20 protein-coding genes and 1 pseudogene are annotated in these 20,216 nt (G+C 43.8%); 10 read left to right on the top strand and 11 right to left on the bottom strand.

The window, feature by feature from the left end:
- Positions 1–102 precede the first annotated feature (102 nt).
- From CEG13_RS14315 to CEG13_RS14290, 6 genes are all read right to left on the bottom strand, one after another.
- On the bottom strand, positions 103–705 hold the full coding sequence (locus CEG13_RS14315; protein ID WP_100012579.1) for an alpha/beta hydrolase: 603 nt from the start codon (positions 703–705) through the stop codon (positions 103–105).
- Positions 706–732: 27 nt separating this feature from the next.
- Entirely contained in the window at positions 733–1,719 is a 987-nt protein-coding gene (locus CEG13_RS14310; RefSeq protein ID WP_100012578.1) for a ring-cleaving dioxygenase, read from the bottom strand.
- A 26-nt stretch (positions 1,720–1,745) separates the two neighbouring features.
- On the bottom strand, positions 1,746–2,342 hold the full coding sequence (locus CEG13_RS14305; RefSeq protein WP_100012577.1) for a flavin reductase family protein: 597 nt from the start codon (positions 2,340–2,342) through the stop codon (positions 1,746–1,748).
- Between the two features lie 11 nt (positions 2,343–2,353).
- Entirely contained in the window at positions 2,354–3,292 is a 939-nt protein-coding gene (locus CEG13_RS14300) for a ring-cleaving dioxygenase (protein ID WP_100012576.1), read from the bottom strand.
- Between the two features lie 14 nt (positions 3,293–3,306).
- Positions 3,307–3,702 (bottom strand): transcriptional regulator SpxA, encoded by a 396-nt coding sequence (spxA, locus tag CEG13_RS14295; RefSeq protein WP_100012575.1) that lies wholly within the window; start codon positions 3,700–3,702, stop codon positions 3,307–3,309.
- A 310-nt stretch (positions 3,703–4,012) separates the two neighbouring features.
- Positions 4,013–4,441 carry a MarR family winged helix-turn-helix transcriptional regulator gene (locus CEG13_RS14290; protein WP_100012574.1) on the bottom strand — a complete coding sequence of 143 codons (429 nt, stop codon included), beginning with the start codon at positions 4,439–4,441 and terminating at the stop codon, positions 4,013–4,015.
- Between the two features lie 430 nt (positions 4,442–4,871).
- On the opposite strand from CEG13_RS14290, the gene CEG13_RS14285 reads away from it, so the two are divergent.
- Complete coding sequence (locus CEG13_RS14285; RefSeq protein WP_100012573.1) at positions 4,872–6,068, top strand: DUF4317 domain-containing protein; 1,197 nt, start codon at positions 4,872–4,874, stop codon at positions 6,066–6,068.
- Positions 6,069–6,189: 121 nt separating this feature from the next.
- On the opposite strand, the gene CEG13_RS14280 is transcribed toward CEG13_RS14285, so the two are convergent.
- Positions 6,190–7,812 (bottom strand): BCCT family transporter, encoded by a 1,623-nt coding sequence (locus CEG13_RS14280; RefSeq protein ID WP_100012572.1) that lies wholly within the window; start codon positions 7,810–7,812, stop codon positions 6,190–6,192.
- 639 nt (positions 7,813–8,451) lie between these two features.
- On the opposite strand from CEG13_RS14280, the gene brnQ reads away from it, so the two are divergent.
- Positions 8,452–9,810 carry a branched-chain amino acid transport system II carrier protein gene (gene brnQ, locus CEG13_RS14275; RefSeq protein ID WP_100012571.1) on the top strand — a complete coding sequence of 453 codons (1,359 nt, stop codon included), beginning with the start codon at positions 8,452–8,454 and terminating at the stop codon, positions 9,808–9,810.
- 431 nt (positions 9,811–10,241) lie between these two features.
- Here brnQ and CEG13_RS14270 read toward each other — a convergent pair whose 3' ends face one another.
- Both CEG13_RS14270 and CEG13_RS14265 read right to left on the bottom strand, forming a co-directional pair.
- Positions 10,242–10,889 carry a GntR family transcriptional regulator gene (locus CEG13_RS14270; protein WP_100012570.1) on the bottom strand — a complete coding sequence of 216 codons (648 nt, stop codon included), beginning with the start codon at positions 10,887–10,889 and terminating at the stop codon, positions 10,242–10,244.
- Between the two features lie 109 nt (positions 10,890–10,998).
- Entirely contained in the window at positions 10,999–11,886 is an 888-nt protein-coding gene (locus CEG13_RS14265) for a DMT family transporter (protein WP_100012569.1), read from the bottom strand.
- Positions 11,887–12,328: 442 nt separating this feature from the next.
- Between CEG13_RS14265 and CEG13_RS14260 the strand changes: the two genes are divergently transcribed.
- The 5 genes from CEG13_RS14260 to CEG13_RS19300 all read left to right on the top strand — a co-directional run bounded on the left by CEG13_RS14260 (position 12,329) and on the right by CEG13_RS19300 (position 16,676).
- Positions 12,329–13,912 (top strand): BCCT family transporter, encoded by a 1,584-nt coding sequence (locus CEG13_RS14260; protein WP_100012568.1) that lies wholly within the window; start codon positions 12,329–12,331, stop codon positions 13,910–13,912.
- 104 nt (positions 13,913–14,016) lie between these two features.
- A complete protein-coding gene (locus CEG13_RS14255; protein ID WP_100012567.1) occupies positions 14,017–15,696 on the top strand; it encodes a DUF2207 domain-containing protein in 1,680 nt (559 codons plus the stop codon).
- Positions 15,697–16,034: 338 nt separating this feature from the next.
- Entirely contained in the window at positions 16,035–16,166 is a 132-nt protein-coding gene (locus CEG13_RS19310) for a hypothetical protein (protein WP_338033019.1), read from the top strand.
- Complete coding sequence (locus CEG13_RS19305; RefSeq protein WP_338033018.1) at positions 16,138–16,431, top strand: hypothetical protein; 294 nt, start codon at positions 16,138–16,140, stop codon at positions 16,429–16,431. Before CEG13_RS19310 ends, CEG13_RS19305 begins: the two co-directional genes overlap by 29 nt.
- Positions 16,432–16,544: 113 nt before the next feature.
- Entirely contained in the window at positions 16,545–16,676 is a 132-nt protein-coding gene (locus tag CEG13_RS19300) for a hypothetical protein (RefSeq protein WP_338033017.1), read from the top strand.
- A gap of 180 nt (positions 16,677–16,856) precedes the next feature.
- Here the strand turns inward: CEG13_RS19300 and CEG13_RS19395 are convergent.
- Together CEG13_RS19395 and CEG13_RS14240 are read right to left on the bottom strand one after the other, a co-directional pair.
- A pseudogene (locus CEG13_RS19395) lies at positions 16,857–16,940 on the bottom strand (YjcZ family sporulation protein); the annotation flags it as partial.
- Between the two features lie 292 nt (positions 16,941–17,232).
- On the bottom strand, positions 17,233–18,021 hold the full coding sequence (locus CEG13_RS14240) for a DUF2268 domain-containing putative Zn-dependent protease (protein ID WP_100012565.1): 789 nt from the start codon (positions 18,019–18,021) through the stop codon (positions 17,233–17,235).
- Positions 18,022–18,174: 153 nt separating this feature from the next.
- Between CEG13_RS14240 and CEG13_RS14235 the strand changes: the two genes are divergently transcribed.
- Genes CEG13_RS14235 through CEG13_RS14225 form a run of 3 tightly spaced genes read left to right on the top strand, consistent with a single transcriptional unit; the run spans position 18,175 to position 20,198 of the window.
- On the top strand, positions 18,175–18,435 hold the full coding sequence (locus CEG13_RS14235; RefSeq protein ID WP_100012564.1) for a metal-sensitive transcriptional regulator: 261 nt from the start codon (positions 18,175–18,177) through the stop codon (positions 18,433–18,435).
- 31 nt (positions 18,436–18,466) lie between these two features.
- Complete coding sequence (locus tag CEG13_RS14230) at positions 18,467–19,033, top strand: DinB family protein (RefSeq protein ID WP_100012563.1); 567 nt, start codon at positions 18,467–18,469, stop codon at positions 19,031–19,033.
- Positions 19,034–19,079: 46 nt separating this feature from the next.
- Positions 19,080–20,198, top strand: a complete 1,119-nt coding sequence (locus tag CEG13_RS14225; RefSeq protein ID WP_100012562.1) for an NAD(P)/FAD-dependent oxidoreductase — start codon at positions 19,080–19,082, stop codon at positions 20,196–20,198.
- Positions 20,199–20,216: the final 18 nt, after the last annotated feature.

The following is a 20,216-nucleotide window of genomic DNA, read 5'->3' as shown; positions in this document are numbered from 1 at the left end:
TTATTGCGAGTTTAATCTCAGTCAATATACTAATATATGGTTTCTGAAGAAATTAAAACCCGCCATCAACCGGTCTCCCAGTCAACAGCGAGCTAACAAATCTTATATCCCCTTATACCATTCACCAGCTGCTTCCACTTCATTATAAGTCAACTGATGTCCTCTATTTTCCCAATGTAATTCAAATTCAGCCCCTGCACCCTCAAGCAATGACTTCAATTCCTCCGATTCTTCAGCCGAGCAAATCGGATCATTGGTGCCTGCGCCGATAAATACATCTTTAGCCGACAAATCCGGTAAATCAATTCCTCTTCTCGGGACCATTGGATGGTGGAGGATTGCAGCTTTTAAAGCATCCTGATAATGGAACAGCAGACTTGCTGCAATATTTGCCCCGTTCGAATACCCTACAGCAACAATATTGTTGCGGTCGAAATCATACTTTTCAGCTGCTTCATCAAGAAACTCGTTCAGCTCTGTTGTGCGGAAAATCAAATCTTCCTCATCAAATACACCTTCAGCTAATCTCCTGAAAAAGCGCGGCATGCCGTTTTCCGAGACATTTCCTCTTACACTTAAAACATTCGCATCCGGGTCGATTTTTTCTGCAAGAGGGAGGAGGTCCTGCTCCGTACCTCCAGTCCCATGCAATAATAGTAATGTCGGTTTTGCCGGATCATTTCCTTTTTGAAAAATATGCTTCATGATTCATTCTCCTTTTTTTATTATTGATTAATCCTCATATTCCTTCTTAAACTCTTTCGTACTTCTCACCGTATCAATCGGCCGAACCATCTTTTCAATTTGCTCGCGCTTGCCTTCAAAAGCTGGCGGCAGAGCTAATTTTTCTCCAAGTGTTTCATATGGTTCATCGCCCGTAAATCCAGGCCCATCGGTGGCAATTTCAAACAATATTTGTGGGGCAACATTCGTATACAATGACCCGAAATAGAAGCGCTCCACATATCCGGAGTTCGGCAGGCGGAATGCTTGAAGTCGTTCGATCCAATCCTCGATCCCTGCTTTGTCAGTGGTGCGGAACGCCGCATGGTGAACCGTTCCATATCCTTGTCGTGCTTGAGGGAGGACGGCATTATACTCAACAATCACTTGTGCGCCATTTCCGCCTTCACCTGTTTCAAACAAGTGGTAAGCATCTTCCTTGGCAATTTCTTTAAATAAGAAGACTTTTTCCAGCACTTCCTTAAAGAAATCAACGTTCTGAACGCGTACAAAAACTGGTCCCAGTCCGGTAATCGCGTATTCCAAAGGGATCGGTCCTTTTTGCCACGGGGTCCCGGCAGCAACACCTGTATTATTTTCATCCGAAATCAATTGATATTGCTGGTCGTCAAAATCAACAAAGGAAAGGGTCTTCTTGCCAAATTGTTCTTGGATGCCTTTATGTTTTACTTCGAGGCGATCAAAACGTTTAACCCAATAGTCCAGAGCTTTGTCATCCGGCACACGGAAAGACGTTTTGGCAATCTCATTCGTGCCATGCACACCTTTTGGAATACCTGGGAAATCAAAAAATGTCATATCTGTACCTGGGTTTCCCGCGTCATCTGCGAAAAATAAATGATAGGTCTGGATATCGTCTTGATTTACCGTTTTTTTCACTAAACGCACACCTAACACATACGTGAAAAACTCATAAATCTTCTCTGCGCTGCTTGTAATGGCTGTTATGTGGTGTACACCTTTTAAATTTTCCATGATAAAATCCTCCAATATTGAATAATTTATTTTGGCCGTTCGATAGAAAATACATCACCGATCTTCGAGTAATCAGAGCCGGCTAATCGGCTGACCGCTGCTAGTGTTTGATGGTTGATCCGCCCGTTTTCATATATTTCTTCATTTATATGAAAACGAACGACCTTTCCGATTAAGAGGTCTGTGCTTTCTCCCAGTTCCAGGGAATGCTCCAGGGTGCATTCAAATCGGACTTTAGCTTCTTTAATTCCCGGTACGGACACTGTTTCACTTTCCACAAGTGATAAATCCGCTTTACCAATTTCACTCACCTCGGGCGGCAAGGAGGCTGCCGTGATGTTTATATTGTCGACATTTTGTTCATCCACGATGTGAACAACAAATTCTTTATTTCCCAAAATGTTTCGGGCTGTATCTTTCCTATCCCCGTTTCTGCGGCCGACAGATACAGATAGCATCGGCGGGTTGGACGAAACAGCATTGAAATAGCTGAATGGTGCTCCGTTTACTGTTCCATCATCACTGACACTTGTAACAAACGCAATTGGCCTTGGAACAATACTGCCGATCAGCAACTTATAGTTTTCCCGTTCTGTATTATTTGCAGGATCAAAAGAAAGCATGAATATTCCCCTTATTTATCGGTATTTTTTACTTTGATTGGAATTAACCGTTGATTCAGCTGTTCACGGTACTGTTCATATTGGGATGGCAGTTTTAATTCCTGACCCATTGTTTCATAAGGTTCATCATGGGCGAATCCTGGTGGATCTGTGGCAATTTCAAATAGTATTTCTCCATGCTCTCTGAAATAAATTGCATTAAAATAATTTCTATCTTGAACAGGAGTAACCCCATAACCTTTGTTTCCTACATATTGCTGCCAATCCAGTTGGTCGTCATCATCTTTTGCCCGCCATGCAATATGATGAACGGTTCCTACGCCCATTTCCCCGCGCCCGAGTGGTGTTTGTTTCACATCGATGATATTACCAATTTCCCCGTAGGATTGGAATCGAACAAGATCATCTTCTTCTCCAACTTTCTCAAGACCCATCACTTCCTGCAGGGTTTTTTGCGTCTTCTCAGGGTTGGTTGACAGAAGGATTGCGCCGCCAAAACCTTTAATCGCTGTCTCTGGCGTTACATCCCCCGATGTCCAATTGTTTTGTTCGCCATCTTCTCTTTCTACAAGTTCCAATTGCAGTCCGTGAGTATCCGCAAATTCCAGATACGTTTCTCCAAATCGTTCGGACTTACGAAATTCGATATTGTGTTTTTCTAATCTATTTTTCCAAAATGGTATGGAACCAACCGGGATGACGTAGGTGGTGACACCGACCTGGCCGCCGCCAATTTTACCTTGGAATGCACCGGCCCATGGGAAGAAGGTGATAATGGTACCTGGTTTCCCGCCATTATTGCCAAAGTAAAGATGATACGTACCCGGATCATCAAAGTTAATGGTCTTTTTCACCATCCTTAGTCCTAAGACACCTGCGTAGAAGTCCACATTTTCCTGCGGGTGACCGACAATTGCGGTAATGTGGTGGATGCCTGCTGTTTTTTTCATTTCGATTTGCTCCTTTATGATGTTTGCTTCTGATATTCCTGCATTTGAAACTTTCGAATGGTTCTTGGCAGAAACATGCGGATCTCGTCTTCGTTATAGCCTACTTGCAGCCGCTTTTCGTCCATGATGATGGGCCTTCTGAGGATGCCGGGATTCTCCTCGATCAATCGGAAAAGATTCCTTATTGGTAATTGGTCTATATTAACGTCTATATTTTGGAAGACTTTCGAGCGCCTCGAAATAATCTCATCGGTGCCATCTTCCGTTAAACGTAAGATGCCCTTAATTTCGTCCGCCGATAATGGCTCATTGAACAAATTACGCTCCGTAAACGGTATTTCTTGTTCCTGCAGCCATTTTTTTGCCTTCCTGCAGGATGTGCAGCTTGGTGTTGTATATAGAGTTACCATGAGATCACTCCTTATTGTTATTGGCTTTTTCATTACAAAATTTATAAACGACGACGTAAATCAGTGGGTTTTTATAATCGCCGTTGCGGAAATCCCCTTCGCACCTGCTGAGCGCTGGTGAGCCTCCTCGCGCTGTCTCTGCTTGAGGGGTCTCACCTATGCTTACCATCCCGCAGGAGTCTCAGGGTATTTCCGCAGCGGCAGTCTAGGTCACAATTTCCATCAACCACGTTAATTTTTAATTTGCATATTATTGTTTTATATATCTCGAATTTGAACTATAAAGCAAAAAAATAATAATCAAGCACTTTTACATTTTTTCCAGGTGATAACCGAGTCGTTTAAGCAAATCGATCGCCACTTCCATTTCTTCATCAGACCATTCATTAAAAATGGATTCGATTTTCTTTTCATGCTCCGGAAATGCCTCTTCCATAAACTCTTTGCCTGATTCGGTAATGGCTGCATACATGACACGGCGATCATCTTCACAAGGTCTCCGGTGAATATACCCTTTTTTTTCAAGCTTATCGACAACATACGTAATACTTGAGCTTGCAACCAGGATTTTCTTTCCAAGAGATTGGATCGGCTGGTCGCCTTTATGATAAAGCAATTCCAAAACAGCAAACTCATTTAGATTTAACCCATAGCGGGCCACATCTTTTCTGACGGCTTTTTGTACAGATTGGGTCGCTCTATTTAGTACGGTAAATGCTTTAAGATGATTTTTTTTCATGTTTATTTTTCACCTCCAGCTATCAACAAGTGCTTAATTCATTCATTACGAATTCGTATTATATTTATATCTTATCAGCGTTTTATGAGGCTGTCAATTGGGGAGATTTACGGTTTTTCTCGCATACCTCTTCCAACCACGCACTTTCCGGATTGGCCAAATCCCCCGTTTCGCGTATATACTATCCATGTTTCACCAGGGAAATCTAGCATGTTCTCATTAGAACAAGGTTATTTTTCACCTCTTTTTTACGCTTACTATATAAAGTGGAAGAAGTAGAGAAAAAATCAACCACTTTATTTATAATTTTTTTGTTGCATACTTCAAAGGGAAAACTTCAACGGAGAACGGAAAAACAGTTCGCTTCTATGATAAAATGATAGAATGCGTGTACAAACACACAGATAATCAACATAGGAGTGGAGCAACTTTGGACAAAAAAGACATAGCAGATATCCGCAAACAATTTAAAGTCGATAACGATTTATTAAAAATACATGAAATTTTTACTGTGTATATCATGAAAGAATCAAGTGATATTTACCACCACCAGAGTTCGCCATTTGAAATGCTGGAGACGGAGCAGCAGGAGTTGTTTATGGACAACTTTAAAAAAGTACTTACCGGTCAATTGGATGAAAAGTTATTTGAATTAAAGTTCCAGCGTGATGCGGAAAACAACAGTCAGCTCATTCTTCATCAAGGCCTTTTAAGCAATGATACGGAAGAATGGAAAGGGCATATGCTCAAGCTCGTAGAAAAAATGCTGAAAGATAAACAATACGAAATGGATATTGTTATAACGTTTATTAAGGGAGAATATATGAAACCGATGAAAGGCGTGAGTGACGAGGCGGAAGAAAGTGAACGGGATACCGTTTATTCCCATCCCTTTATTTTATGCAGCATGAATAAAACGCAGGACCCGAAAAAAGAATTACTGTTTGATTATGTGGAAAAGGAGTTTAAGTATAATATTGTGGTTGATCCAATTATCAATTTGAAAGCTCCTATATCAGGCTTTTTATTTCCTTCTATTACGGATAATGCTGCGGATGTCAACCATGTTCTTTACTCGGCAGGGAAGAAGAATGAGCTGGATTATCATTTTATAGAGGAAGTTTTAAATGCGGAAGAGATCATGACTGCTGCACAGGATAAAATAGTTTTTGAGGAAATAGTGAAAAACGTAGCTGGTGATCAAAAAATCAATACGTCCACACTTTCCAATGTATATGAAGAGATTCATCGTGTCGTAGAAGAGAATGAAGAGGAAGACATACCAAAATTAGACTACAAAGATGTAGAAAATGTTTTAACAAGCAGTGGAATAGAAGATGTCAGCACCGAAAAGGTTGAGTCCGCTTTTAAAACGGTGGTTGACGACGAACGTTACGAGTTTAAAGCAACCAGCATTGTACCAAAATACACATCAAAATCGATCAAAATTGAGACGAAAATAGCGAATATCTCCATCAGCCCACAAGACTTAAGACATGTCCGTCAAGTCCATTTCAATGGGAAACGTTTCTTAATGATGGAAGTGGAAGAAAACACGGTGATTGAAGGGTTTGAAATGATTCCGGAAGCTTTATTTCAAAAAGCGCCAGAGGAAGAGGGAGAATGATACACACTTTTCTCCTGATTTTTGCCTGATAATAGCGGTCTATTGGATATTTCGCTAAAGTACGATACAAAAAAGCTGTCCAGAGTTTGGAGGAGACCCCCTTTCTGGACAGCTTTCTTCATTAATTATTTTTTTCATCCTCAGGATCAGGAAGTGTTTCTTCAAATCCTTCGCGCATTCTTCTGAGTTCTTTCTTCTGCGCTTCTCGGAACTGCGGGTCATGTTCGCGCTGTTTTCTTTCCATCATCAATATGCCATGTTCGCTTTTCAGCGCTTTGAGGAGCGAGATGCACATAAAGACCATTAATATTGCGAACGGGAATGCTGCAATCAGCATGGCCATTTGGAGTGCCGACAGCCCGCCAGACCATAATAGTACTGCTGCAGTACCGGCAAGGATAACGCCCCAGACAATCTTAACGCCCGTTCCTGGATTTAATTTGCCTCCAGTTGTCAGCATGCCAAGCACAAATGTACCGGAATCGGCAGAAGTAATGAAGAAGGATGCAATCAAGAGCACTGCGATACCCATAACTACGGCTGCCATTGGTTGTGACTCAAGAAATGCAAATAACGCGACCTCATTGCCCGCCTCGTTCATTAGCTGGTGGATAATGCCGCCTTGGGCTTGATCCATTTCAAATCCGGCAATACCGAAAACAGAGAACCAGAAGGCACTGAATATGACCGGGACTAAAGTTACCCCTAAGACAAATTCACGAATCGTCCTCCCTCGTGAAACCCGAGCAATAAAGGTTCCAACAAAAGGCGACCAGCCGATCCACCAGGCCCAATAAAAGAGTGTCCAATCATTAAGGAAACTTCTGTCACCGGTAAAGGTATTCATGCCCAGTGTCATGCTTGGAAGGTTTTGCAGATAATTACCTACCGTTGTTGTAAATGCCTCGACCATCCGTACAGAGTTGCCGAGAATAAATACAAAAAGCATCAATGCGACGGCAAGAACAATATTTGTCCAGCTTAAATAACGAATACCCCGGTTAATGCCTGTAGAAGCAGAAAGCATAAATAATACGGTGATAACGAAAATGACAATCAGATTGGTCGTTAATGTATTTGGGATTCCTTCAAAGGTATAGTTCAAGCCTGCTGTAATCTGTGTTGCACCAAGTCCTAACGATGTTGCGATACCAAATACCGTTGCAAAAACGGCGAGTGTATCAATAGCGATCCCCAAAGGGCCTTTCGTGCGATCGCCAATCAGCGGTGCAAAAGCAGAACTGATCAAAGCTGGAGCACGGTGGCGGAATTTGAAATAAGCCAATGCCAGTGCAAGCACCGCGTATGTTGCCCATGGATGGAATCCCCAGTGGAATAAAGTGTACTGCATGGACTCTTCCGCAGCTGCTACCGTTTCAGGGTCAGCAGAAGGAGGGGAATAATAATGGGTGATAGGTTCCGTCACCCCGTAGAATACGAGACCGACCCCCATGCCGGCGGTGAACAGAAACGCAAACCAGGTAAAATAACTATACTCAGGCTTATCATCAGGCTTTCCAAGTTTAATTTTTGCATATGGCCCGAAGATCAAAAACAGTGCAAGCACAACAAATCCTGTCGTAACCAGCAAGTAAAACCAGCCAAATGTATTTGAAATAAACCCATCAATCACGCCTAATACATATTCTACATTCGCAGGGAAAAAAGCTCCCCAAATGATAAATACAGATACGATGACAAGTGATACCCAAAAAACAGATGTAATCGTCTTGGATTTAATAATAAGACCTCCCTAGTAATTTTTGGTCAAAACTCTTACAGTGTAACATTCCCAGACATCATGTCAATTATTTCGGGCATTGACATACTCCAACCTTATGTCTGTTGCATTTTAAAAGGCTTCCCCGAGCATTTGTCGAGGTTAGCCTCTTTGCACCTCTTCTTGATTTGTGCTATTTCTCCACCGCTGCTTTTGTATACCCTTCTTTCTTATAACATTAACAAGGGTAAAGGTAAAATTTTCTGCACGAACTGTATTTATTGAATGCTCTGTATCGTTCTTTTATTTCAAGTGTTTGTTCCTGGTACTTCTCTCATGGATTCATTAATTTGCGGTAAAAGGTATGGTTAGTTTGTCACGGGTGGCGAATTATAATCATTGTCTTTATCATCTGTTTAAAAGATATACTCACTGATATGTTTCAACTTTGCATCATTAAACATTCCTATTGGACAAAAGGGTCCCGGCAGCACCACTGCTGAGCTTTTTGTCAGATTCTCTCGGTATTAAATTTTAATTTACGTAAATCGTCAAAAAATATTACGTAATATATTGCATTTTGGAATGAAAGAGCGTATGATAGATTTTATTGATATATTGCATATGGGTATAAAGTCATAACTATCATAGGGAGGGCACATCATGAAAGGAAAACTGTCTTTTTCGCAATATACAGCAGTTGGTGTCATGCTGTTTGCACTATTTTTTGGAGCTGGAAATCTGATTTTTCCGGCACAACTGGGTCAAAATGCCGGAACAAATTTATTGCCAGCGGTTTTTGGATTTTTAATCACAGGAGTAGGGCTGCCGCTCTTAGGAATCATCGCTATGAGTTTTTCGGGAAGCCGTAATCTGCAGGAGCTTTCTAGCCGGATACATCCGGTATACGCCGTATTTTTCACGTCACTGCTTTATCTGACGATCGGGCCATTTTTCGCATCGCCCCGTACGGGAACGGTTGCGTTTGAAATTGGTGTATCACCTTTTGTAAGTGAGTCTTCGCAACAAATCGGATTATTTATTTTCACATTAGTGTTTTTCGCAGTAGTACTTTTATTTTCATTAAAACCGGCCAAGCTTGTTGATAATGTTGGGAAATTTTTGGCGCCAGGACTGGTAATTGTACTTGCGGTTCTTCTTATAACGGCAATCATCAATCCGCTGGGAGCGATCGAAGCACCTCAGGAAGCTTATCAAAGCGGGGCTTTTGTAACTGGTTTCCTTGAAGGGTATAATACAATGGACGCACTTGCATCGCTGGTATTTGGAATTATCGTAATTAATGCGATCCGGGCAATGGGTGTCACATCGAAAAATGAAATTCTCAAAACAACCATCAAATCAGGAAGTATTGCTATATTGCTGCTTGGAGTAATCTATGCCGGGATTGCCTATTTGGGGGCAACAAGCACACAAGTTTTCGGAATCTTTGAAACCGGCGGTCCGGTCTTAAGCAGTGCTGCTTCCCATTACTTCGGCTTGTTTGGATCTGTACTGCTTGCTATCGCGATTATATTGGCATGTTTAACGACTGCGATCGGACTGACAACAGCCAATGCGGAATATTTTCATACACTGTTTCCGAAAATTAGCTATAAGACGCTGGTTATCTTCTTTGCAACGTTGACCTTTGTCATTGCGAACTTCGGATTGGCAAACATCATCACCTACTCTGTGCCGGTCCTGATGTTCTTGTATCCACTGGCAATTGTCCTGATGCTGTTGACATTTTTGTCTCCATTGTTCAACCACGCTCAGCTCGTTTATGCCTCGACCATTGCTGTGACGTTTTTGATCAGTATTTTTGATGGGCTTAAGGCGCTTTGTGAATCACTGGGAATCGATTATTTCGCCTGGATGCAGCCAATTATAGGTTTCTATGAACAAACCTTGCCTCTATACAGCCAGGGGCTTGGATGGGTGCTGCCGGCTATCATCGTTATTGCCATCACCGGTGTTATTAGTCGCTTTCAGAAGACAGCTACCGTTCATGCTTCATAGTTAAAGAACAAAGGCGCAAGCGGCCTTACAAGCTAAGAACGCCACATCCTGTGGCAACGCCTGTACTCGCACGTCCTGTGCTTCGTAGCAACGTACAAACTGCGCCTGGCCATGCCAGGTGGTTCGATGTTGCCGCGCATAGCGGCGGTTTTAATCGAACTTCCCCTCTCCGCAATGAGATAAAGGAAACATGCCCCTGCAAAAGGGGTAGACGTGAGTTGGCCGCAAAGGCCGAACTTAGCCGGCCTTCCTTTACCTAACGAGCCGATGTTGACTTATCGTAGTGAAGGAGTGTGAAGTTTGCTAGTTGCTGGGCGCTGGCGCCGGACGTGGCCGTTGTTGAAAGTGATAATAATAACATTCCTATTTTATACTTCTTATCTTCTGAAAAAAACCGGCTTCCTCTTTTACACGAGGGAGCCGGTTTTCTTTTAATCAAAATCCTGTAATGTTCTGAGCCAGTTTTCCTTCATGATGGCCGCCGCTTTATCTTTGTTGCCGTTTTTCATGGCGGTGATAATGGCCTTATGTTCTTCAATGGATTGTTCGGTTAAGGTGATAGAATTATGGAAAAAGTGCCTGCGAACATGGGCCTGCAATGATTCTGCAATACCCTGAATGTACGTGTTTTTCGTTATATCAACAATCAGCTGGTGAAATTCTTCATCGACTTTAAGCGCTGCATAGCCGTTATGAGAATAGATCGCTTTTGCAAAGCGTTCGTTGATATTTTCCAGCTGGCTGAGTTGTTCCTGTGTCACATGTCGGGTAGCCAGTTCGGCGGATAAAGACTGCAGCGCTGCCAGTGGCGGGAGAAGGTCTTTAATCGCTTCCCGCTCTATTTCTGTAACCTGTGTTGCTTTACCCGGATACATCTCGACAAATCCCTGTACTTCCAGAAACTGCAGCGATTCGCGCACCGGAGTTCTGCTGACTCCCAAGGCCTCGGCCAGTTTGGAATCATTCAGTTTTTCACCTGGCAGCAACGTGCCATCAATAATCCACTGCTGTATTTGATTGAGCGCGTTTTCCTTGGCAGATTGGCGAACAGGTTTCTTATTGTCTGCTGGTATTGGCATCGGCTCTCCGCCTTTCGTTCGTTTTGTATGAGTATAGTATACAGGAAATAACATGATATGCAATATATCACAAACGATTTTAGCTCAAACAGAGAGTCAGGTTTATACCTTACAAACGTCGCTTTAGAGGATGTGTTTTCCGCTGATAGGTGGAAAAAATGACGCCTCCCACGATAAATAGCGACCCCGCTATCTCTACCCCGGTGATTGGCTTGTAAAGTAAAACGAGGCCCATGATCATCGCCACGAAAGGTTCCAGATTTGATAAGATAGACGCTTTTGAAGCATCAACATAACGAATGTAATTATTCCAAATAAGTGCAGCGATACCGTGAACGGTAACGGCCGTCCCAATAAGCAGCGCCCAATCGGAAAAAGTGTTACCGACTTTTAAAGGGTTGTCCAGCAGGAGGACAAACGGAACGGAAACAATAAATCCTACAATATTCGAGTAGAGAGTAATCATAAATGGGTCCATCCGCTGGGAAAGTGATCTTGTGATAATGATCATGATGGCGAATGTGACCATCGTCAGAACGATCCACCACAGCCCTTTGTCAATATATACAGAGGATAAACTGCCCTTCGTTACAACTAAAAAGATCCCTAGGATTGCAAGCACAGATCCTGCCAGCATTCGGATGGTTAATTTTTCTTTCAGGAAGATGGCAGCTAAAAACCCGGTAAGGATTGGAGCGGTGGCTAGAACCAGAGCAGAGGTTGTTGGATCCGCTGTTTGCAGCCCAACAAAAAAAGACCATTGATTAATAAAAACACCAATAATCCCTAAAGAGAAAACCGCAAGCCAATCTGTTTTTTCCAGCTTTTTCATACGCCCTTTATAATAGGATAAAGCCGTTAATAATAACACGATAAAGAAAAGCCTTAGAGATGTTAAAAGGGTTGGTGAAAAATCCTGAACCAGGATTTTTCCAAAAACAAAATTGCTTCCCCATACAATGACACAGAAAGTCAGCCAAGAATATGCTTTTAACATTTTAACTCAATCTCCTTAAATAACAACTTTAATATTATAAGACTTTAAGCAGGTTATGTATACCTTTTGGCTTGGCTGATTCTTGGTTCTGTTGGACTTAATGCGGGGGAGGGGTGGAAATGTCTAATAGCTGTTTCTATTAGACGAAACTCATGGAAACAGCGGGACAAATGTCCGATAGGCGACTTCTATTGGACAAGACACAGGGAATAAGAGGAAGAAATGTCCAGTAGCCCTCGCCATTTTACCTGTATATCCGCATCCCCTAAAAAACATGCCATCTGCAACCCGCATGGCACGTTTTCTGTCGAAAATTCCCTTTGCATCAAGTTTAGTTTTATACATACGTGGTAAATGTATAGGGTATCTTAGGAAGTAAACAAGCTTCTAAGTGAAATGGAACAAAATCAGGAAATGGAGAAAAATGGAGGTATGTTGTTTAATGGGGAAGAAAGATTCCAATAAAAAAGGACTAATAGAAAAAAGTATTTTTGTTCCATCTCTACTTATCATGTTCGCAATTTGTATTCCATTTGCGTTATATCCAGATGAGGCGTTAGCAGTATTAAACAGTATTTTTAACCAGATTGTACGGGTATTTAACTGGGGCTATCTGTGGTATGCAATTGCCATGGTTGTCGCGGGTCTTTTTCTGTCATTTTCCAAATACGGAAATGTCGTTTTAGGGGACCCGTTGGAAAAACCGAGATTTAACTTGTTTGAATATTCCTCGATCCTCATTGCCATGGGGCTTGGGTCGACGATCATGCGGACAGGAATGACCGAATGGGCAAATGTTGCGGTGGATCCGCCTTTTGGTGTGGAAGCCGAATCTGCAATGGCATTAATGTACGGGAATGCCTACAGTATGTTTCTCTGGAGTTTCCAGACCTTTGCTATTTTCGTCCTGGCAGCACCGGCGATGGGTTATATTCTGCATGTGCGTAGAAAGCCGTTTATGCGGATTTCCGAGGCGTGCCGTGTGATTTTTGGGGACAAGTTTACGGATGGTGCCGGGGGAAAAGTATTGGATATTATTTTCCTTGTTAGTATTCTCTCCGGTGCCGCGGTTACGCTTGGACTGGGTACGCCAATTGTTACCTATAACATAGCTGAGATATTTAATATCGAAATTACCTTTACCTTAACGCTGATTGTCACGATTGTCTGGGTAATCTTTTTCTCCCTCAGTGCTTGGCTGGGAATTGAGCGGGGGATTAAGAAGCTGAGTACACTGAACATGTATCTCGCCGGGGCGTTTGCCATCTTTATCATGATCGCCGGGCCTGGTGTGTTTATCCTGAATTATTTTACAGACACTGTTGGCTTTCTGGTAATGAACTATGTGGATATGTCTCTATACACAGATGCGATAAACTTGGGCGAATCGAACCATATCCAAAGTAATACCGTGTTCTGGTTTGCCTATAATGCGACTTGGGCGATGCTGCATAGTGTATTTGCGGCAAAAATTTCCTATGGCAGAACGATCCGGGAAATGATCCTGACCTATTTATTGGCACCAATGCTGATATCCTGGGGTGCGACCGCCGTTTTAGGCGGGCTGGGTGTCCACAGGTATTTGACAGGCGAGGTGCCAGTACTGGAGATTGTCCAAAATGATGCAATGGCAGCAATACCGGCAATACTCAATTCCCTGCCGTTTGCTATTGTCGCATTGGTTTCTTTTGTGGTGATCGCGCTGATTTTCATGATTACGACACTCGATTCGACAACGTATACGATTGCGTCCTACGCAGGTACGAAAAACATGGCCAGGTCGGAGCCGTCGAGACATCTTCGTCTGATCGTCGCGGGAATCATCACCGTGTTTGCGCTGCTCTTACTGAGAGTCGGCGGGCTTGCTCCGCTTGAAGTGGTCTCGGGTATTATGGGCATACCGATTATTGTCGTACAGTTCTTGCTCATTTATGCCGCGAAGAAAATGATCGATGAAGACAAGGCTTGGTTGAACAATGTCAGGGAGAAAGACAAACCAAGTTCCAGGAAGAGACGTTCCCGGTAAAACAGATAAGCATGTCGGCCTGATTGGCTGGCATGCTTTCTTTTGATTTTTTGAAACTTTTTACGCCACTCGTTCGTATTACATAGCAGAAAGAGGTGGCCGTAATGAAAAAGATAAGTGTTTTGATTATTATCCTTGCGGGAATGTTTTTGTTCCCACTGTCAGCGCTTGCCGTGGATTATACGATAGAACAAACACGGATTGATGCGTATTTGCAGGAAAATGGCGATGTGCAAGTGAGAGAACAGCATACATACAGCTTCGAAGGCGAATTTAATGGCATCACGCGAACGCTGATTCCCAAAGAAGAAACGGCGATTACCGATGTCAGCGCCTCAGAGGACGGAACTGCTTTGGAAGTGGAGCAGGACGATAATGAATACAGGATTTATCGCGGCGGGGAAGATGAAACCATCACGGTGAACCTGTCCTACCTGATCACAGGAGGGCTGGAAGTTTATCCGGATGTGGCACAGTTTTATTGGCCGTTCTTCGATAAGGGCAATGAGTCGGATTATCAGCAGTTGGACATATTTATTCACCCTCCTGAACCAGCAGAGAATGTCATTGCGTTTGGCTATGATGCCGCAGCTGGAACAGCGGCAGTTGAAGATGAAGGTGTGGCGCATTTTGCCATGGGGACCGTGGAGAGCGGACAGAATGGCGATATTCGCGTCGCCTATGATGCCAATTTGTTTCCCGGTGCTGATTTAGCCGGGGATCAGCCAATAGGCGGGGAGATCCTCGATGCCAAAACGGAGCTGGAAGAAAAACAGGCTGCTTTTGCCAGCCGGAAAGAGACACTGGGTAATATGGCTCCATATGTTGTTGGTATTTTTGTGATCTATTTGCTGGGAGTCTTTTTCTGGGCCTGGAGGAAAAAGCGAGCAGTACAATTGGAAGTGGAACGCCGTTTTGCTGAAGCACACTTTGTACCGAAAGAGGAAATGAGTATGCCGGCAACCATTTCCTATATGAAACCGGGCATGGCGGGTGCGGAGACAATGACCGCCGCATTGCTCGACCTTGTGCGAAAGGGATATGTCAGGCGGGAAAATGAAGATACGTTTGTTGCAGTGGATCGAAATACGGAACATAAACATGAAGAGTTCCTGGTGCAATGGCTCTTTGATACGATAGGAACAGATGGGGTTTTTCGTCTTGATGATTTGACGGCTTTTACGGATGATAAATCAAACCATCAGGCCTATCAGGAAGATTTCCAGGCGTGGAAACAGGCAATTAGTGAAGAAATCAAAAGTAATAATCTCACAGAAAAGAAAGCAAAACAGCGGACGGTCATTGCTTTAACCAGTGTCCTTCTAATTCCGTTTGCGATTTTGTTTGGGATCCATGAACTGTTTATCAGCATGACGTTGGCGATTCTGTTTTTCCTGATTCTTATCCTGTTTGCTGCCTTTTATCAGCCAAGAACGGTTAAGGGTGCGCGGATTTACAAAGAGTGGCTGAATTTTCATAGGCTATACCCAGATAAGCATGAAAAAGAGTGGAATGAATGGATGGATGATGAGCGAAAACGTGCGTTCATTTACGGCTTTGGAATCAATGATAGTCAATTAAGCAAGAAGAACGATGAGTTAGCTGAACAACCCGGATTTGCCAATTCTGATCTGGTCATGTTTGTGGTTTTAGCATTTGCCTTGAACCAGCAGTTTGACAAGGCAAACTCCACAGCGTCAGTCGCCGCAGCATCCAGCGGGGGAGGGACCCCAGGAGCGGGTGCAGGAGTCGGCGGTGGCGGTGGAGGATCCGGTGCGTTTTAATAGATTGAGGGAAAAAGCATGTCATACCTGGCTGGCATGCTTTTTGGTGCGTGGTTGAGGAGCGGTTCTATAAATTTATTTGAAAAACATAAAAGAACACTTGTTCGATTAAAAAATTTGTTATACTAATCTCAGACAAACACCTCAGACCAGTCCTCACGCCAAACAAAGGATGTGGAACCATGCCACATTAACCCTCGTACGGGAGAGGATGAGACCGTACACTCACCACGATCAGCTTGCCAAGGAATTAATTCACGCATTTTTTGAGGAGTTTCTGAAATTGTTTTTCCCGGAAGCACACGGGCACATAGGCTTTTCGGTTGGCGATTAAACCATTGTCGGAAGAAGTCATCACTGATTTGCTGGAAGGGGAGAGTCGGCGCGCAGACATCATTGTCGAAGCGAACCTCAAGGGTGAGGATACGCTGATTATCATTCATGTCGAACCGCAAAGCTATTATATTTAGCTATGATGAAAAGCGCCACGAGCAAAGCCATTACACGATGGAATTTCCATTTCTTCGTGTGCTGGACTTCAACTTTTACACACTCGAGTTACGAAAAAAGAACTGGTGGGAATATATAAAATCAGACAACCCCGTCGCCGCTGCATTGCTAAGCAAGATGAATTATACGGATGAGGAACGCGTCCAGGTGCGGGTGGAATTCCTCCGGATGATGACAAGAATGGAATTAGATCCGGACAGAGCCCGGTTAATTAAGGGTTTTTAAGCAATATTTAAAACTGAACAAACAAGAGGAGAAGCAATTGATGGAAGAGATCAAGCAGATGGAAGAGGCGGAGGAAATTTTGCACTTGCCTAATAGCTGGGAAGAAAGAGGGATTGAGGAAGGTAGAGGAAAGACGCAATAATGCTTTGGAAATGCTGAAAAAAGGTTTGTCCGATGCATTGATTATAGAAGTGACAAAGCTGGATAAAGAAGAGTTGGAAGAGCTGGAAAAGGAGTTGGATTAGAAAGACAGCTAGATAAAGATTAGCTGTTGCTTTCACCCAAATATCCAACCAAAAATAAACAGGCTGCCACTACAGGCAGCCTGAATGTGAGCAGCAGAGGGCCCCCAACTGCTCAATCTTTTACCCAGCGGTAAATTAACACTTCCGCTGGATGATTCCCTTTTTACGTGGCATGAGATTTTAGAACCAAGCAGCACCTACGATGATAAGCAGAATAAATAATACGACGATGAGCGCAAAGCCGCCACCTTGACCATAACCGCCGCCGTAGCCACAGCCACCGCCGTAGCCGCCATAGCCACCGTATCCGCCAAATCCAAACGACATAAGAACCCTCCTAATCTTGATTTCGGCTCCTTGTTATCACTCTCATGATCAGAAGCCGATCATAATTAACAGGATAAACACACAACAGCTAAAACAAATCATTTACTGTATCCTGTTTCAGTAAAGCTTTATACTCTTATTTCTTTAGCTGTTTATATTACGCTATGCGGAAAAGGATCTTCTTGACTGGGACATTACCCCAATTCATGAATTTTGGGCAACATCAATGTTATTCCTCCTGCAAAAACGAATTGGCAATCTCCTCCGTTTTCACGGTCAACAGGTCTGCAGCAGCGACCTGATTCTTTTCCATATAATTACCCACCAGAAAATAACCGACAGCATAGCCGGCCATATCCGGAAGCATACCTAAACCATACAAAATCTTCTCGTACCCTCGCTCAACTGGAGATAGGTCCCGATTGGGCAGCATGAGTTTGAGCCAAAACCGTTCCAGTTGTTTTTCCGTGTAATAAGATGTCCATTTCGCTGTGAATTTATCACCAAAACGTTCCCGAACGGCATGCTCTGCCATTCCTTCCAGCACGGCCCGGTCCAGAAGACTGAACCCGGAATCTTCTTGCTGCATCCGGGAGAGCCGGCAGACATGGTTATATTCATGGGTAAAGAGCGCCCTTATTTCCCCCGCTGTGTTATTTTCTGACAGAAACAAAAATAATTTGTCAGGGAAAGCCACACCGGATTTGCCGTGGAATTCCCGCATCATTCTTCGGTTGCCTGTATCTGCCGGAAGAATAAATATTGGAACCTCCGGCCCGCTCCAGACTTGTCTGAGTTCCCGTTTTTCCCTTTGTACAAGATGCCACGCCTTGATCTCCTGCAATTTCTCCACCAGTTTTTCCCCATCGGAGAATGGAAGACGAGCCATTCCATGCTTCTGGAGAAAAACAAAAATATCCTTGGCCGACTCACCATCAAAACAGGATTCCAGTTTTTTTGCCAGGCTGCTTGGCTGCTGTTCTTCTGTTATCCATTTGTCCGTTCGAATAACGCCCATGATCCTCCCCCATTTCAACCATTAGCGTATGTTAATACATGAGAAAAGTTCATGATCGAACGGATCGATGAATATGGGCGAGGATCCCTCTGAATTGACATCATACACGCTGGGGTATATAGTAATCATAATATTCCCATAGGAGGCAAAACGTTGAAATATGACGAGAAAATCATCCATCGTATGAAGCGGATCGAGGGCCAGGTGAAAGGCGTGTTAAAAATGATGGAAGAGGAAAAAGAGTGCAAAGATGTTGTCAGCCAGCTGTCTGCAGCAAAAAGCGCCCTTGAGCGAACATCTGCAGTGATTGTCAGCCAAAATCTTGAACAGCGTATCCGTAATGAAGAGGACAGCGGGGAAAATAGCGAGGAATTAATCAATGAGGCGGTCAAACTGCTGGTCAAAAGCAGGTAGGTCAAACATATAATATAATTGGAGGGGCACGATGAAATCTCAAAGCATGCAGAACCATTTCATTACACTCGAACGACAAAGAGAAGCGATTTTTCCGGCCCTCCAATCTTTATCAATGGCCCAAATATGGAAAAGACCGCAAGAAAATAAATGGTCAATCGGGGAAACGATGTACCACTTATATTTGATTACAAAAATGCTGCGAGTGGCAGCAGTCATTACGATTCCTTGTACAAAGGTATTTGCCCGCATGAGGAGAAACAAACCATTTGATTCGGAGATAAATGATATTTATAAAGATTACAAGGAAGAACATGGGAAAGGGATGAAGGCTATTTTGGATCCACCGAAAAAAATACATAGTACAATGGATTTTAACGAATTAAACCAGATTCTGACCAAAGAGTCTTCAAAAGTAGCAAAAATAGTAGAAGATATTGATGAGGACCTTGCCGGACATATTATTTTTCTGGATCCAGTAGCACACAATCCTAATCTTATTCAAGCGATTCAATTATTAGCCATTCATGAGGCACATCATATTAGAATTATAGAAAACGATCTTGGATTTTTGATTAATAAAACGGACGCTGAGTAAACGGCAGGGAGCTTATATGCTCGCAAAATCGGGGAGGCGGGAAAATATGACAGTAATTGTAGTGGGAAGCGGCATTGTCGGAGCAAGTGCTGCTTATCAGCTTGCCAAAGACGGGCAAAAGGTAGTTGTTGTGGACGGGGAGTTCGAGGGCAAGGCTACAGCTGCTGGGGCGGAGATCGTATGCCCGTGGATAACCAGTAGAAAGGATCAAGCTTGGTATTCTCTTGCATTAAGAGGTGCTCGATTTTACACAGAACTTATCACCCAGCTGAAGGAAGACGGCGAGCAGAATACTGGTTATAAACAAGTCGGCGCGATGGCGGTACATACAGATCATGAGTGGCTCGATGAAGTGGAAAAGGAAGCAAGGGCAAAGCAGGCGGACGCACCGGAAATGGGAGAAATTCAAAGGCTGACTGCAGAAGCTACGAAAGACAAGTTTCCTTTGTTGAAGGAAGACCTGGAATCTGTGTTTGTTTCAGGTGCAGCAAGAGTAGATGGCAGGCTGCTGCAGCAGGCATTGCTGCTGGCCGCACAAAAGCACGGTGCCAGATACACCAAGGGAAAGGCAGAACTCATTTCTACAAGCACAGGAGTAAAAGGAGTGAAAATAAACGGCGAGGAAGTCACTGGTATGGTGCTGGCGGCTGCCGGGGCATGGACGCGCTCTTTGCTCAAACCACTGGGCATTGATCTGGCTGTCGAACCGCAGCGCGGACAAATTGCCCATATTCATTTGCCGGAGGAGGACACCTCCAGCTGGCCGGTGATCCTTCCTGCCAGCAGCCATTATATGCTGGCTTTCGATGATGCACGTGTAGTGGCGGGCGCAACACGGGAAACCGGGTCCGGATTTGACTATCGCACAACGGCAGGAGGTTTGGCTGAAGTCACCAGAGAAGCACTAAATGTAGCCCCCGGCTTGGCGGATGGCACATTAAAAGAGATGCGGATTGGTTTCCGGCCGATGAGCCCCGATGGTCTGCCATTATTGGGACCAACTGATGAAGTGGAGGGACTGGTTGTTGCCACAGGACTCGGTGCTTCCGGGTTAACAATGGGACCGTATGTCGGCAAGCTGGCCGCTTCCCTTGCTAAAGGGATCGCGCCAGAAGCAGACCTTGCACCATACGTACCGGATCGGGCTTTTCACAGTATTTCATGACAGCAAGCTGCTGCCGAA

Source organism: Lentibacillus sediminis, assembly GCF_002763455.1.
In the GTDB taxonomy this organism is placed as follows: domain Bacteria; phylum Bacillota; class Bacilli; order Bacillales; family Amphibacillaceae; genus Lentibacillus_D; species Lentibacillus_D sediminis_A.
The sequence above is the reverse complement of the archived record's forward strand: the minus strand, read 5'-3'. Positions and strand labels throughout refer to the sequence as shown.